Origin of the sequence: Archaeoglobus sp. UBA230 (assembly GCA_002507545.1) — an archaeon.
In the GTDB taxonomy this organism is placed as follows: domain Archaea; phylum Halobacteriota; class Archaeoglobi; order Archaeoglobales; family Archaeoglobaceae; genus Archaeoglobus.
In genome coordinates, this window is sequence record DAVR01000011.1 from 72,167 (window position 1) to 86,722 (window position 14,556).

The 14,556-nt window shown below is 40.6% G+C and carries 12 protein-coding genes; 8 read left to right on the forward strand and 4 right to left on the reverse strand.

Features of this window, described 5'->3' with window-relative positions:
- Nucleotides 1-25 precede the first annotated feature (25 nt).
- Both BP688_RS03110 and BP688_RS03115 read right to left on the reverse strand, forming a co-directional pair.
- Nucleotides 26-3,379, reverse strand: coding sequence for a hypothetical protein (locus tag BP688_RS03110; protein WP_290596045.1), 3,354 nt, complete (start codon nt 3,377-3,379; stop codon nt 26-28).
- A complete protein-coding gene (locus tag BP688_RS03115; RefSeq protein WP_290596044.1) occupies nt 3,379-5,076 on the reverse strand; it encodes an Ig-like domain-containing protein in 1,698 nt (565 codons plus the stop codon). The genes BP688_RS03110 and BP688_RS03115 overlap by 1 nt, the downstream gene beginning before the upstream one ends.
- 104 nt (nt 5,077-5,180) lie before the next feature.
- On the opposite strand from BP688_RS03115, the gene BP688_RS03120 reads away from it, so the two are divergent.
- The 3 genes from BP688_RS03120 to BP688_RS03130 are packed head-to-tail and all read left to right on the forward strand — an operon-like array spanning nt 5,181 to nt 7,230.
- Nucleotides 5,181-5,510 carry a TrbC/VirB2 family protein gene (locus BP688_RS03120; RefSeq protein ID WP_290596043.1) on the forward strand — a complete coding sequence of 110 codons (330 nt, stop codon included), beginning with the start codon at nt 5,181-5,183 and terminating at the stop codon, nt 5,508-5,510.
- A 9-nt stretch (nt 5,511-5,519) separates the two neighbouring features.
- Nucleotides 5,520-5,957, forward strand: a complete 438-nt coding sequence (locus BP688_RS03125) for a hypothetical protein (RefSeq protein WP_290596042.1) — start codon at nt 5,520-5,522, stop codon at nt 5,955-5,957.
- On the forward strand, nt 5,944-7,230 hold the full coding sequence (locus BP688_RS03130; protein ID WP_290596041.1) for a hypothetical protein: 1,287 nt from the start codon (nt 5,944-5,946) through the stop codon (nt 7,228-7,230). Before BP688_RS03125 ends, BP688_RS03130 begins: the two co-directional genes overlap by 14 nt.
- A gap of 1,020 nt (nt 7,231-8,250) precedes the next feature.
- Here the strand turns inward: BP688_RS03130 and BP688_RS03135 are convergent.
- The gene (locus BP688_RS03135) at nt 8,251-8,781 is read right to left on the reverse strand and encodes a helix-turn-helix domain-containing protein (RefSeq protein ID WP_290596040.1); all 531 of its coding nucleotides are present in this window, start codon (nt 8,779-8,781) and stop codon (nt 8,251-8,253) included.
- A 141-nt stretch (nt 8,782-8,922) separates the two neighbouring features.
- Between BP688_RS03135 and BP688_RS03140 the strand changes: the two genes are divergently transcribed.
- From BP688_RS03140 to BP688_RS03155, 4 genes are all read left to right on the forward strand, one after another.
- Nucleotides 8,923-9,411 carry a CopD family protein gene (locus BP688_RS03140; RefSeq protein WP_290596039.1) on the forward strand — a complete coding sequence of 163 codons (489 nt, stop codon included), beginning with the start codon at nt 8,923-8,925 and terminating at the stop codon, nt 9,409-9,411.
- Between the two features lie 125 nt (nt 9,412-9,536).
- Nucleotides 9,537-9,890 carry a permease gene (locus BP688_RS03145; protein WP_349677312.1) on the forward strand — a complete coding sequence of 118 codons (354 nt, stop codon included), beginning with the start codon at nt 9,537-9,539 and terminating at the stop codon, nt 9,888-9,890.
- Nucleotides 9,887-10,408, forward strand: a complete 522-nt coding sequence (locus BP688_RS03150) for a permease (RefSeq protein ID WP_290596037.1) — start codon at nt 9,887-9,889, stop codon at nt 10,406-10,408. The genes BP688_RS03145 and BP688_RS03150 overlap by 4 nt, the downstream gene beginning before the upstream one ends.
- Entirely contained in the window at nt 10,389-10,778 is a 390-nt protein-coding gene (locus BP688_RS03155; protein WP_290596036.1) for a cupin domain-containing protein, read from the forward strand. Before BP688_RS03150 ends, BP688_RS03155 begins: the two co-directional genes overlap by 20 nt.
- A 37-nt stretch (nt 10,779-10,815) precedes the next feature.
- On the opposite strand, the gene BP688_RS03160 is transcribed toward BP688_RS03155, so the two are convergent.
- Nucleotides 10,816-13,185, reverse strand: a complete 2,370-nt coding sequence (locus BP688_RS03160) for a hypothetical protein (RefSeq protein ID WP_290596035.1) — start codon at nt 13,183-13,185, stop codon at nt 10,816-10,818.
- Between the two features lie 527 nt (nt 13,186-13,712).
- Between BP688_RS03160 and BP688_RS03165 the strand changes: the two genes are divergently transcribed.
- Nucleotides 13,713-14,543, forward strand: coding sequence for a hypothetical protein (locus tag BP688_RS03165; RefSeq protein ID WP_290596034.1), 831 nt, complete (start codon nt 13,713-13,715; stop codon nt 14,541-14,543).
- The last annotated feature ends 13 nt before the right edge of the window (nt 14,544-14,556 follow it).

Here is a 14,556-nt window from a genome sequence, read left to right on the forward strand (position 1 = left end):
AATAAATAATAAGAAAGAAAAAAATTTATTCTTTAATGACCTGAACTGGATAGCTGGGCAACACTTTCCAACTGTAGCCCTGATACATCGGATTAGTTATGCGTAACACAGCATTGTTCCCGCTTTCAATGCTTCCTATCCATTCATAATATCCGAGCTGAGTGAATTTTGTAAGGCTACCGCGGAGGTTGATGTTAGCGATACCATCGTAAGGTGGCGATGTCGAGGCAGGATTAGCGGCACTCCATACTGCTCCCGTTGCCGTCATTGGATCGACGTTACCGAAGTAGTAGTACTTTCCGTTGTACTCTCCAATGATATAGTATGGTATCGTTCCTATACCGCTCTCGACGAGATAAACTGGAATGTCTTGTTCTTTACGAGGTGGTGTTTGTGTAGGTGTGGGGGTTGGAGTAGGAGTTTGAGTCGGTGTAGGCGTTGGCGTAAGTGTAGGTGTCGGCGTTGGTGTAGGTGTAACAGTTGGTGTTGGCGTAGGAGTTGGTATTACCACTACAGAACCTGTGAAAATCTTCATTTTCTTAACATCGCATCCGGCTGCATTGCAAACTGTAACTATTGCATAATCTGACTTCGTAACCTTTATCTTGAAGGGCACTTCTACAATTTTCCTCTCGTTATCGTTCAGCTCTTTTGGCCAGTGCATCGGCTTGTACATCTTTCCGCTGTAGTTAAGCTCAAGCTTTGTGACAGGTCCAATTCCCTTGTCTATCTTAATGTAGACCGTAATCTCTGAGCCTGGAAGGAACTTGCTGCCCCTCTTGACCTTTATCACCTTGGTTTTAGTTATCGAGAAGTCATCAATGTCCACGGTAACTTTTACCTCATAGCTTTTAGCGGCCCCAACCTTATTCTTAAGCCCGCTGAGAGGAATATCCACAATGTAGCTGCACTGGCTTTCACTACAGCTCTTTTCAAGCACTTTCTTCCCATCTATGAACACTCTTATTACAGCGTTTGTCGACGGTTTCTTGACCGTTATCGTAACCGGAAGCTCATCAGCAAAGTATGGCACTTCATCGTCAAGCGATAAGTCTACGCTAACGTCTGCTTTCACAATTTCGAACGTATAGCTCTTTGAGGCTACGTGTCCAGCGGTATCGCAGGCTTCTACTCGAATGACGTGCTTGCCCTCATCTAAGTAAGTGGTGCCAACCAGCTTACAGGTTGTTCCTTTACAGTTCTTATATCCAATCTTCTTTCCATCCAAGTACACGCTTAAGCTTTTAAGCCCCTTATCGTCTGAAGCCCAGGCAGAATACTTGAGCTCGTACGGAACTTTGATCGTTGCAATTTTACCTTCAGATGGAGTTAACCCTACAGATGGTGGGGTATCTATAATAACTCTAACATTCCATGACTTGGATGCCGCATGCCCGCTCGTATCTTTAGCTTTGACGCTGATTGAATGTTTACCTTCTGTAAGCTTAAGGCTGGCGCTTACACTGCACGATTTTGGTGGATTACAGAACCAGAAGCACCACCACGGTTTGCAGTTCTTCGATGCAACCTCCTTTCCGTCTAAGTACATCCAGATATATTCTACTCCAACATCGTCCGTCGCTGTCGCTGTGAAAGATTTCGTTATATATTCAACCTCCTTATCTGTCTTGAACTCTCCTCCCGGTGGTGATAAGCTTACGACAGGCGGGTTATCCTTAATTATGAACGTGTAGGTCTTCTCAGCTTTTTGATTTCCGTCATCGTAGGCGATAACTTTAACCGTGTGCTTACTTGGACTCATTTCCAGCTTTGCGCTAACGCTGCAAGATTTCGAAGCTGGGCACCACCAGCAAGGTTTGCAGTTCGATGAAGCTTTCAGAGATCCATCCAAGTAGATCTTAAGGCTTACAACTGCACTGTCATCTGTTGCATATGCTATAACCTTTCCTACGTACTTTCCGTCTTTGTTAACTCCGAATGTTCCTCCTGGTGGGGATAGACTAACAGTAGGCGGGTTATCCTTCTTTACGATAGCGGTGTACTGTTTCTCAGCTGTGTGTCCGGAAGTGTCAGTAGCTACAACCTTGATTACGTGAGTTCCGGGAGATAAGAACACCTCCTTACTGAGCGAGCAGGACTTATCGTTGCAGAACAGATTCCACCATGGACAGCTGCAGCTCTTTGAAGCTTGCAGCTTACCATCCAGATATATCTTAAGGCTGTCCAGTCCAACATCGTCTGTTGCCTTCGCCGTGAAAGTGCCCTTGTAATAAGCCCCCTTCGCCTTGAAAGTTCCACCAGGCGGAGATAGGCTTACAGAAGGTGGATTATCAGCCTTAATGTAGAGCATTGCAGTAGCCTCTTTCGCATGGCCTCCTGTATCCATCGCCTTAGCCTTAACCGTATGCCATCCAGGAGATAGCTTTAAATCAATATCAAATTTGCAGTTCTTCTTATCCCACCAGAATGCCCACCACGGATTGCAATCGTAGTCTTTAACAAGTTTGCCGTCAACGTAGACTTTAACCCAGTCGAGCTCGATGTCGTCGGATGCGCTAACGGTCACCTTGCCATGCCACTTTCCATCCTTGTTATTGACAGTATAAGTTCCGCTTGATGGCGATATGCTCACACTCGGCGGCTTGTCTACAATGACTTTTAAGTAGAAGGTCTCACTCGAAGTAGCTCCATTAGCATCCTCAGCTACAACTTTTATACTGTGATCACCGGGTTTAAGACTAACAGTCTTGTAGAGTGAGCATGAGGAAGGATAATTACACTTGTACACTTTCTCGTCCCAGCACTTGTACTTCTTTTCGTTCTCATACCAGCACTCGTATTTTTTCTCATTCCAGCAATCCCACTTCCAGCCACACTTCTTTTCATTCCAGCATTTGTATTTCCAGTCGCAAACTTTCTCTTTCTTCCATCCGCATTTTTTCTCGTACCAACACTTATATTTCCATTCACACTCTTCGGAGCACCAGAAGCACCACCATGGTTTACTACACTCGTACTTCCAGCCACACTTCCTCTCATTCCAGCACTTGTATTTCCAATCATCCCAGCACTCCTTCTTCCAACCACACTCTTTCTCATTCCAGCATTTGTACTTCTCCTTGCAGACCTTCTCCGTCTTCCAACCGCACTTCTTGACCTTCTCAGTTACCCATCCGCACTTCTTCTCCGTTTTCCACCCGCAGCTACCGCACGACTTCGATGCTACCTTACTGCCATCAACGTACAGAGAAATCGCCTTGACTCCATCAGAATCACTTGCTGAAGCTGTGAAGGTTACCAATGTGGTTTTAACAGTGCCAGTGGGTGAAAGGCTGATAGATGGCCCTGAATTCCACCAAGCAATAGCTGGCTGGGCAATGAGCATTATCAGAAGTAGAATCGATATAACCCGCTTCATTAGGCAACACCTCCTATAACAGGTATGCCTTTACTGAAGTCCGTGCTCCAGCCTATTTCTGGGACATAAGCCCCAATGATCTCCGGAGGCTGAGAAATGACCTGTACCGTAACTTCATCGGCACCAGTATTGCCAGAAGTGTCGTATGCAACAACTCTTATCTTCCAGGTTCCCTCACTCAGGCTCAGGGTTTTCTCAAGATCGTAAGTCTTCTGAGAGTTCAGAACTATCTCATCAGTGCTGTATTTCGTTCCAGAAATCCATTCCACCTTGACAGACTTTAAGCCGATATCGTCCTCAACAACTGCCCTAACAACCACATCGTTTCCGTAGTACGTTTTGCCATCTGGCGGCTCAAGGATTCTTACAGTCGGTGGATTATCTGTGAAGTTTACAGCAATCTCATCACTGCCTGATTGATTTAGAATGTCGTAAGCTACGGCTCTTATCCTGTGCAAACCAGCCGAAAACGTGTAATATACGACATAGGGCTCTGAATAATCGATAGCTATCTGCTTGTCATCAACGTAGAATACAACTTTTGCAACACCTCTATCATCCTGAACATTTGCAGTAATTGCCCTTTTTCCAGCAAGGTTTGAATCGATGGAAACTTTGACGCTCGGTGGTTGATCATCCTTTACGAATATTGTGACGCTATCGTTTGCTTTACCAAAAGGATCCCAAGCTTCGGCATAAATTGTGTGCTCGCTCGGCTCAAGATTAACCTCTGTGCTGACATAGAACGGATTGGCCGTTACATCTTGCTTTAGCACTTCCTTACCGTCAACCTCTATAACAACACCTTCAGCATTCTCGCCGGTAACAACGGCCTTTATCTGGATTATATCTCCTTCCCAGAACTCATCGCCTTCCTTTGGAGATAAGATCTTTACAGAAACGTTTGATAGCTGCGGATAGTACTTGTAAAGCTCTACAATCTTAGATGAAGTCTTGCCGGTTACATCTTTCACGTAAACGATTACATAGGCTTTATCTGCCAGAACTGATGCTGGAATCTCTACTACATCATGAAGTTTGGAATATTTCCTCATTAAATCTCCTTTTTCACCACTCTCCCTGAACTGCTTGAGCTCCTTAAGCAGACCATCGATGTCTTTAGGGTCAATCAGCCCCTTTATTCTCCATGGAGTTAGCCTGTTGTGCATATCTCCGAGCTGCACTTTGTATGTTGAAACAACAGAATCGTCCTGCGATCCTATCTCAATCCTTAGCTTTCCTTGATACGCCGAAACGTTAAGATCTATGGACGGAAATCTTTCATCGCTGTACAGAATTACGGGCTTCGCGTAAACCGTGTAAAAGACTTCTTTACCATCGACGAGCAGGGTTATCGGTATTATGCCGTCTCCATTCCTGTCTTCAATTCTAAGCGTTATCGCCTCAGACGGTTCCCAGATACCATTTCCATTAACATCCCTTATTTCTGCAGGCTGAGAATCGACTATCAGCTTTATCCTGCTGAGTTCTATTGGCGTAATCGTTGGATTTACAATTTTGATGCCATCGCTGCTAACAGAGACTGCTGCTGAGTATTCGCTGATACTCTCAGCTATTTCTTCACTAATGCTCTGAGTGAGCTGGATCATTGAAGCTGACATCGCTACGGCTATGGCTGCAATCAGCAGCACTGATACAATCTCGGCAAATCCCTTCTCATCCATCAACTTCACCACCTCTATTGCATTTCCTCTTACTTAGAAGTATTTAAGGTTTTACTTATATACTTATTGAAAGTAAGACATATATACCTTGAAGTAAAAGTGTCTACGGTGATGTTATGAAGTTAGGAATTAAAGCTAGGGTTCTCGTAGTGCTTGGATTTGCTCTGATTCTTGCCATACAGCCCGTTTTAGCCCAAAATGTGGAAGAGGCTGTTCAGCCAATAACTGATAAGATAAAGACGATCTATACGGCAGTGAAAATTGTCGTTTTAGCTGCAGCACCACTGCTTTTTGCAGCTGCTGGCATAATGTGGAAGTTCAGCGGTGGAAATCCTGAGAAGATCGTTAAAGCCAGGCAGATGTTCGTAGCTGGCGTAATAGGGCTCGGAATCGTTCTTCTTTCAGAAGTCATTGCCAGAGTTCTCACAATCCTGCTTTCACCGTGAGGTGAAAGCGTGAAAGCTGAAGAACTTGCAGAAGTGGCGAGGAAGAAGCTTAAGGGGGTTGCTAAGGAGATTGCAAAGGTCGCTGTTAGCAAATACTGTATAGAGTTCTTTGATCCTGCTATAAAGGTTGATGCTGCTAGTGAGCGGAATAAAGGATATTTTATTTCGCCAGCACTCGCCAAAGATGAAAACGGAAACCTCGATCTATTTGTTATCTATTTTGATGAGTCAGGTAAGGAAGTAAAGAGGAAGAAGATCTATGAAATGGCTGTAGACGATTTAGTAGCTATTTCTGATATTCTTGAAGACTTCTTTAAGGCTGTTGAAGAGTACAAGAAGTCCGTTGCCGATAAACAGAGACAGTTCCTCGAAAAAGCTGCTGAGAGTTACAAGACCCTGAAGAGGGTTTTGAAAGTTTTAGAAGGCGATAAAAATGAAGCTGAATAGGGAGTCAGAGGATGCTGAGAGATACAATAAGATAGAGGAAATTGTAGATGAAGACATTAAGAGAGCAATAGAAGAGGAATTCAGAAGAAGTCTTGTCAGAATTCCACTACTCATTCTCAGACGATATCTACTCAACCTGTCAGAAGTGGAAAAAATAAAGGTTAGAAGAACTGGAGAGCCGAGTAAGGCCATGATTCTATTTCTCAAAAATCTAAAGCTTGGCGTTAATGACGTTAGAGCAATAATATCAGACGGAGAAGTGGCTGAAAGTCTAAGAAACCTGAAATCGAGCATTGATGATGTCATGAAAATTAATGAGGGCAACAAGTTCAGGGAAGTTGTTAAGATTAAGGCTATGCTGCCAGATAATGATGGTGTAGAAAAACTAAGGACTGTTTGTAGGAGGTTTCTCAGAGAGATTGCTTACTTCGTTCTTCGGGATGTTTATTACATGGCGTTGAGCGATCCAAAAGGATTCGAGCAAGCATATAGCAGGGCAGCCATAGACATCATCTTGGACAGGATTGAGATGCTGCTTAAAGCACTTAGCCGAGTATCGATTCGCTCTGCAGATTCCGAGACGGAGAAATTGTACAAGCAACTTTTAAAGATTGCATTAGGCGAGAAAGATAGAATCTTGCCTCCTCCAGACATCTATTATTCAACGACAAATAAGATGTATGATAGGCTTGTTGGAATTGTGAGAAGGCTTCTCTTAGAAGCTAATATTCCCAAGTACGAGCTACCAAAGTATATACGAACAGATGATCTATCCAAGACGATAACAATTGGAATACCCATTGGAGATGGCTACGATGTTGTAACCATCAAGTTCACCGAAAGAAGGTGGTACGTTCCACCTTCTAAAGCCGAGCAGCATGTGAGATCGGCTTTAAAGGCCCAGAGAGAAGCTTTAAACTCAAGAGATTTCGCTGTGTGGCCGGATAGTGTTAGAGAGACTTGTATAATTCTCGTTGGGAGTAGATATACGAGGAGTGTTGCAAGGAAAATGAAGAAAAAGTTTGAGAATCCTCCGAGAAGGAGAGTTTACGTGTTCACTGATTATAAATGGCTATATCGCCTAGTTAAAGTCCTTTATAGGTTCTTTTTAAGCAGACTTGAAGGATTGAATAAGAGACTGGAGGAAGTAAAGATAAAGGCTTATGGTGTTGTTAAAGACATGTACGAACTTTTCATGGCTTACGTTGATACCCTTAGCAGGTGGTTAAGAAGGGTGAAGTTTGTCGGAAGCGTTCTCGTGTATCCAGACTAATTCTGTCGTTGTAAATATAAGAATAAATAATAAAATTTATCTTATGGATTTTTATTGGATATGTGTAAATGAAAAGTTTTTGTATAGATATATTTGCTTAATTTGTCAGCTCTATCATGCCCGATACAGTAAGTAGAAGTGAAGTTTGTTGTATGGTATGTAAGATTGGAAACATCCAGAATTCGTTTTTTGTTCTTTGTATTACTGTAGAGCAATTTTGGACGATTTAGAGATACAGAAATAGCAACTTATGCCGAAAATTGTTTATTCAGTCTGATACTTGTCGGTCAGCACATGGTTAAGAATGCTGACCACTTCCGTAACACGCCGTATTCGGAGAGTAGAGCTCAATTTAAGCTAAACTCATTAGAATAAACTATCTAAGAATTGGAATGAGTTGGATGAATCGTGAGATTCTACTATTCCAAGATTGGTTTCCAGTTCTTTTTTATTCATTTATTTCTATAAATTTAGACTTTTACACTTATAGAAATTATTATTTAGAAGAACATTTTTTAATTCTAGTATTTTTACTTCTATGGGGATTTTTATTCTGCGAATGTGATAAAAGCGCGCCAGTGGATCTCGTAAAATGTGTTGACCTCAAGCTTATATAATGCTTAAAACGGTAGCTGGGATTGTATTAAGGTCATCATAAGAAAATTCTTGATAAAACGTGGTAGAAAGCTACGTTAAAAGTAGTTACATCACCAGTCTTTTGTAACCACAAAAATCTTAAGCAAAAAAGCTGAAGAAATTGGCCAGAAATAGCAGAAAGAGAGTTTCCTGATATTATTGAATTTACCGAGATTACGTATAAGCTAAGAATTTTTATTGTTGACAGTAGCTTCGTCGATGTATGGCTTTCTGAAAGACTTAATCGTTATGCATATCATTGGGAGAGAAGACATATTGATGGCAAAATTTTCTGCTTCGATGTAGCTTACTTGTATGAAAATCTACAAATTTTCAAGAAAAATTTTAACGAAGATGGATGCAAAATTATTTAATTAAATTAATCTAATAAATAAAATATTCAGCGACTTTTTTCATAGCCTTTCTAATTAGAACCGATGCTGTTGCTTCAGAGACTCCCAAAATCTTTGCAAGTTCTTTTAGTTTCACTTTTTTCGGATTCTCAAAATATCCGTATTCCAAGGCAAGTCTTAGCGCTTCAAGTTCTTTATGAGTTAGTACATTCTCCTCAAAAAACATAGTCTTAGAGATAATTTCATAATTCAGCTTTAAGTTATCAAGATTAGATAGCAACCTTCTAAACCCATCCCATGTACAAGTTAGAATCCAAAGAGCCTCACTTTTCTTAATTTGAGCATATAGAATAATAACTCCAGAGCTAAGTAAGGCTTTAGCGAGTTTACACCCGTGATTTTCGATGATCGTAGGTGTATAATTCCTATTTGATTTGACCATTACAAAAGCTCTTATTTTACCTTCGTGGTCTGCCTGAATTCTTTGCAATGTCATGAAGTTCCTATGATGAGCTTTGGAGCAATCTTTTGGCACTTTTGTCCTTATAACGACTTTCAGCATGACTGTATTTTTGCTAACGTAAACTTAAACATTTCTAAATTTAAAAAATTCTAATCAATTATAATATTTTTTTATGTTTTTTAACATCTTAGATTAATCTATTTCTTTCGTGCGACTAATCTTGTTCAGAGGTGGTTGGATTTGGCCAACGTTATCGTCTATGGCCTGGTGAAGGCTCTTCATGATCTAGCTACTGTCTTATGGATAGGCGGACTAATACAACTCTCCTTCGTCATACTACCAACCTTCAGAAGTAGGCTAAAAGAGAACGAAGATTTAAGACCTCTACTCATGGATGTGCAGAGGAGAATTTCATTACTCGTTGGAATCAGCATTCCAATTCTCGTTATTACAGGTATCCTCGAATCTTTCCACTCCAAGGAGTTTTTAGGTTTCTTCAGTTTTGGCAACACATATTCAGCTTTGTTATCTGTAAAGCACATTTTGGTGATTGCAATGATTTGTATAGCTGTCTCGAGAAAAGTGCTGATGAAACGTTGCAATCAGCATTCCAATGCTAAAACGCTTAGGAGTAAAGAGAGAACCTCTGCTATTATGGTTTTCATAAACGCTCTGCTAGGTATAGCTGTTATAATTCTAAGCGGGTTCTGCGCTGCAGTGGGATCATGAACTCCACATTTGTTTTTGTAAACTTATTTGCATTTATTTGCTTACTCCTCGCTTTCAGAAGGGACAGAGAGAAAACTAGACGTGCTTTAGTTATGGCTTTGAGATCGTTTCTTCGCATTTTACCAATGGTGATAGCGACCATAATCCTGATAGGCTTGATATTGGGTTTTGTATCTAAAGAGCGAATTTCAGAAGTCATTGGCGAACAAGCTGGAATTAAGGGTGTCCTTATTGTCGCTTCACTTGGAGCTATATTGCATATCCCATCAATAATTTCTTTTCCGCTGGCAGCATCTTTGCTAAGAGGTGGAGCATCCGTTACATCTGTTGCAGTATTCATAACAACGTTGACTATGATCGGCATAGTTACTTTGCCAGTTGAGATCAAGGAACTTGGACGGAAGTTTGCTATACTCAGGAACTCCTTAAGCTTCATCATAGCGATTCTGATTGGACTTATTATGGGGAGAATACTATGAGAGAGAAGAAAAGACCAGATTTGGTATTTTTAGGCATCATTTCAGGTCTCGCAATTATTCTACTACTAACATTTCCTGAAAAGCAGGAAAGGGTAATTGCAGCATCTTGGGAATTCTTCATCGAAATGGTGTTGATACTGCCAGCTGTTATGATACTTATGGGGCTATTCAGTGTTTTTGTCCCAAAAGAGCTTGTTGTAAAATATTTGGGCAAAGAATCTGGTGTAAAGGGAGTTTTTATTGCTATAATTATGGGTTCTCTGCCTACTGGGCCTCTATACATAGCATTCCCAATAGCATCAGCTTTACTTAAGAAAGGAGCGAGAGTTTTAAATGTAATAGCTTTCCTCTCAGCTTGGTCCTGTATAAAACTTCCACAGGAAATGGTTGAACTCGAATTCTTAGGACTGAATTTTATGTTAGCAAGGCTAGCTTTAACCGTAATTTTCGTGATATTTATGGGGTTAGCATTGGAGAAAATGGTTGGGAGGTGGGAACTTGAATATTATAAAAGTTAGTGATCTTGCTATTGCTCCAAATCCACACGGCGTTGATGCAAGAATGCTCTATGACGTCGAGAAAATTCAAATCGTTTACATAACGCTGAAACCCGGTGAGGGGCTTAAAAGACACGTGACATTTACAGATGTGCTATTCTACGTTTTGGAAGGTTGTGGTGTAGTCGAAATAGGTGATGAGAGAAAAGAGGTTTGCAAAGATACACTAATCGAAAGTCCTGCAGGAATTCCACACTGCTGGTATAACGAAAGCGATAAAGATTTGAGATTTTTGGTTATAAAAGTTCCAAGACCAAAAAATCGGCAAAAATACTTTAAAAATTTTAATTTTATTTTAATTATTTTAAAATATAAATCTAAAGATAAATAAAGATTGCATTAGTATCTTTCATACTTTTTGATCTCTATCAAAAGCGCTCCACTTCATAGTCAACAAACTCGTCGAAATCCTCGTAAAATGGTCGGTGGATAATTCCTGACCTATAGTATACTGGGTGCATTGGAACCTGAGCTTCAACGAGCGCTGGAGCTGCCCACTTCTTGTACTTGTAAGTTAAAGCTGCTCTTCTCGCTATGTCACCGTAAAGCAATTCGTCAAAGAAATCTCCAGCAAGAGTACCTACATGCACCTTTAGAGTTGCTTGTCTTGCATGCTCTCTGGCAATCAACCTCGACAACCTCTTAAGCTCTTTCGCTGCACTTGTATCTATTTGAGCTGTAACGTATCCGCCAGCTTTAATGAACTCGCTGAGCTTTTTAGCTGCCTCTTCATCTGACATGTCTGGAAGAGCAATTGATGAGACTGCAATACTTCCAGCAAGAGATTCTACTGATCTATCTCTGTTATAAACGAGCCTTTCAGCTAAATCTCTCCTGAACACATCATCTTCAATAGCTCTCTCAACTATCTCTGGTGAAACGTTCGCGGCCTCTGCCAATGCTTTAACAACCCTATCATAAGCTCCGTAATCTGCTCCCAACTCTTTAGCCTGTTTCAAGCTCGTGAGCTCTCTCATCAGAATCTTGTCAAGTTCATCAACGCTGGCTCCAGAAATCAACCCGTTGAAGGTATTAGCAATCCACCATCCAGTACTACTTGCCGTCGGAGTGTTCTCCAAGGCACTTGCAATCCTTCTTATAACGAGCTCATCGCCCCTTAAAGCATAGATTAGATCCCTCTCGCTAACACCGTGAGCAGCTAAGAACGCTTTAGCAATCCTGCTCTTCAAAATGCTGGCGGCAAGCTCCTTATGCTTTGCAAAGAACTCGCTTAGTGTTTTCTCATCCTTCGATGCGAGAAGCATTGCTGAAAGCCCGACAACACCCATATCTTGCTTGCTTACAGCATAGCCTATATTCATCTTAATAGCTCTCTCTAACGCATCCTTGATCGATAGTTCTCTATTAAAAATAGCCGATAGGGCAGTTCTGAGAGTACTAATTTCCTCACCTTTTGCTTTGCTGGCAAAGCTCGCAATCGTTTGCGATAATCTCTCAAAAGCTTCTGGAGCATGATCAGGAGTTGCCAAACCCGTTTCTTCAGCCGCAATAGCGATTGTTCCGATATCTGCACCGCTAACGTTGGCTTTTGCAAGAGCTTCTGCTTTAGATATTCGGGAAAGAATACTCTGCCTCAATGATCCAGTTCTTGCCCTTGTATCCCTTAGCATGTCTCCCATCCTGCTCCTGATAATGTCAAATCTATGAGCAACGCCAGCAGCAAGCTTTGAGGGGAATAAAACTGTAAGCGGAGCAGCCTTTCCAAATGCAGCGTAATGCCTTAAGAATCTCCTTTGAAATGCTCCGGTTGCCGCCCATGAAATTGGTCTAGCTGCACCTGACAGTGGAGAGATTACGCTAGCGAAGATGTTCATGAAGCTTGAGGCTAGCCATGGATACGTTAGGACTGCTCCAAAAGATGCGAGTATGAATACCAAGCCTAAGAATCCTCCACCTTGTAGAGTGCTGAACTGCGTAGCATACAAAGCGAGCTTAACAAGTCCAGCACCAATGATTGAGAAAGCCGGTAAAACAACGCCTAAACCCCATAGAAGATCTGCAAGCTCTGAAAGTCTTTTTAAAGGCCCGACACCAATTATGTAGAGAAAGCAGAGTATTGGCATTGCCCCAGCTACGAAGTGGACGATTACGATTCTCAATCCGAGTATTAAAAAGACCAGAAAAATTAGAACGAACTCTAAGACACCTATAAGCAGGGCTGCAAGTATGGCAACTATTGCAGCTCCTCCTATCGTTACCTCTACAAGCAAGGCTCTAAGTAACTGGTCTACGTTCACGTTTTCGGGAACGACGATCATCAAAGAGAGCTTGTTGAAGAACTGGACAAGTGTATCGATTATTGTGAACGAAAAGAACGCTAATGCTGTGGCAAATGCTATCCTCTTTATTATACCCTCAAAGAGAGATACATTGACTGGCTGCGATGAGAACATTGTGTACAGTCCAACTACAACTAAAGCCAGAGGTAGCAGGACTGAGATGTATATGTTGAAGCTTTCGGTCCAGAAATCCTTTGTACCGGTTTCGTGAGGCGGTGGAATGTATACTAACAAGCTAATTATTGATTCAACAATCCATTTGAGAGCTCCGGCTAAAGCTTCCTTCAATCTCTCACCGAGCCATGAGAAGCCGCTCTCAAACCATCCTCTCGGATCTAAAGCTGGCAGTGAGTATCCTTCTTCCTGAGCGGCTGCTACTGGTAAGATTACCGAGAGCACGAGCAGTAGAAGTACTCCTAATGTAATCTCTTGTTTCATAATATTTACTTGCACTTCCATTTAAAAATAATTATGTCGAAGTGGATGTATATTTCCAATGCTTTACTGTAAAGTTTAGAAAGCTTAACTCATTCAATGTAAGATAAGTGTAACTAAGGTTTAGAATGGTCTTTAATACTACTAAAGCTATAGTTGGACAGAATGACAAGTACACCTAACCGAAACATAAGTGTAGGAAATTTTGAAGACGTCATCAATTTAGAAGCTTTGAAATATTTATTTGAGCCTTATGTGGTATTTGTGTATGGCTCCATTGTAACCAGAATTAAAACTAATAAAAGAAAGACTCAGTCGGATATAGACCTTCTAATAATTATTGACGAACGGAAAAAAACAAGTATATCTATTTTAAAAAGAAATTATATGCTCAATATGTATTGTAATATTACTAGCGTCTATCTTGATGCCGTATGGTTATCAAAAAGTGAGTTTGAAAAATTGCTTACCAACGAGGAATTTCGTTCTTTCTTAGGAGATTGTGTACCCGTATATGTGGGGGATGTCAAATGGTTCAAGGAAATATTGAATTTGTCCAAAAGCTACTAGTTGACTATACACGTGATATGGTCTCTAGATTAGAGTATCCTGAAAAGCGATACCCCGCAAATGTAGCATTTGCGATCTCTGAAATTTTAAAGTTGTTTAAAGACAAGATAGAGCCTATAGATTACGTATATCTTCATCGAAAGTTTATTGAGATACATGAGAAACTAATGGAGACTACGTATTCTCATTTCTTTGGAAGCTTATATAGGCCTCTTCAGTTTTATAAAAAACAAGACTACGATGAGATGGAGTCTTGGATTAATCCGGCAATATATGATGTAGAAATCATGAATGTAAATATTTTATTATCTATATTATATGATTTTTATGAAAATTTGGATAATTCTCTATCTAATTGTTTCTTTGATAGAGTTGGGGCTTTGGTAGAATTTGGTGAACTAATAACTAACAATGAACATTTACGCCGTCTATGGATTTTGACATTATATGGCCTATGCACTGTTAACAAAGTTCTTAATTTATACTTGCAAACACATAGAGAAACCTACAGAGACATCGCACTTAATTTATGTAGCAGAATAACTAAGATTCTCTCAGATTATATCAATCGATATGGAATCAAAGAGATCCAAAATAGACCTCTACTCACCTATATTCTTTATAATTTGGAAGTAAATAAGCAATTTGTTCCCCTCGATAGCTCTATCCAATCAGCTATAATGAAAATAAAAGGGAATCTGTCGAAAATTTATCCAAAAGTCCGATTTGATGTTCTTTGCTGGATGTGTGTAAATTTATATTATATTGATAAAAATCTCTTTAATGTATAGTCCCAAAAAATTT

What these genes read in the sequence shown, in the direction of transcription:
- BP688_RS03110 (WP_290596045.1), bottom strand. Translation starts at nt 3,379, where the DNA reads ATGAAGCGGGTTATATCGATTCTACTTCTGATAATGCTCATTGCCCAG.
- BP688_RS03150 (WP_290596037.1), top strand. Translation starts at nt 9,887, where the DNA reads ATGAGAGAGAAGAAAAGACCAGATTTGGTATTTTTAGGCATCATTTCA.
- BP688_RS03120 (WP_290596043.1), top strand. Translation starts at nt 5,181, where the DNA reads ATGAAGTTAGGAATTAAAGCTAGGGTTCTCGTAGTGCTTGGATTTGCT.
- BP688_RS03165 (WP_290596034.1), top strand. Translation starts at nt 13,713, where the DNA reads ATGGTTCAAGGAAATATTGAATTTGTCCAAAAGCTACTAGTTGACTAT.
- BP688_RS03145 (WP_349677312.1), top strand. Translation starts at nt 9,537, where the DNA reads ATGGTGATAGCGACCATAATCCTGATAGGCTTGATATTGGGTTTTGTA.
- BP688_RS03160 (WP_290596035.1), bottom strand. Translation starts at nt 13,185, where the DNA reads ATGAAACAAGAGATTACATTAGGAGTACTTCTACTGCTCGTGCTCTCG.
- BP688_RS03135 (WP_290596040.1), bottom strand. Translation starts at nt 8,781, where the DNA reads ATGCTGAAAGTCGTTATAAGGACAAAAGTGCCAAAAGATTGCTCCAAA.
- BP688_RS03130 (WP_290596041.1), top strand. Translation starts at nt 5,944, where the DNA reads ATGAAGCTGAATAGGGAGTCAGAGGATGCTGAGAGATACAATAAGATA.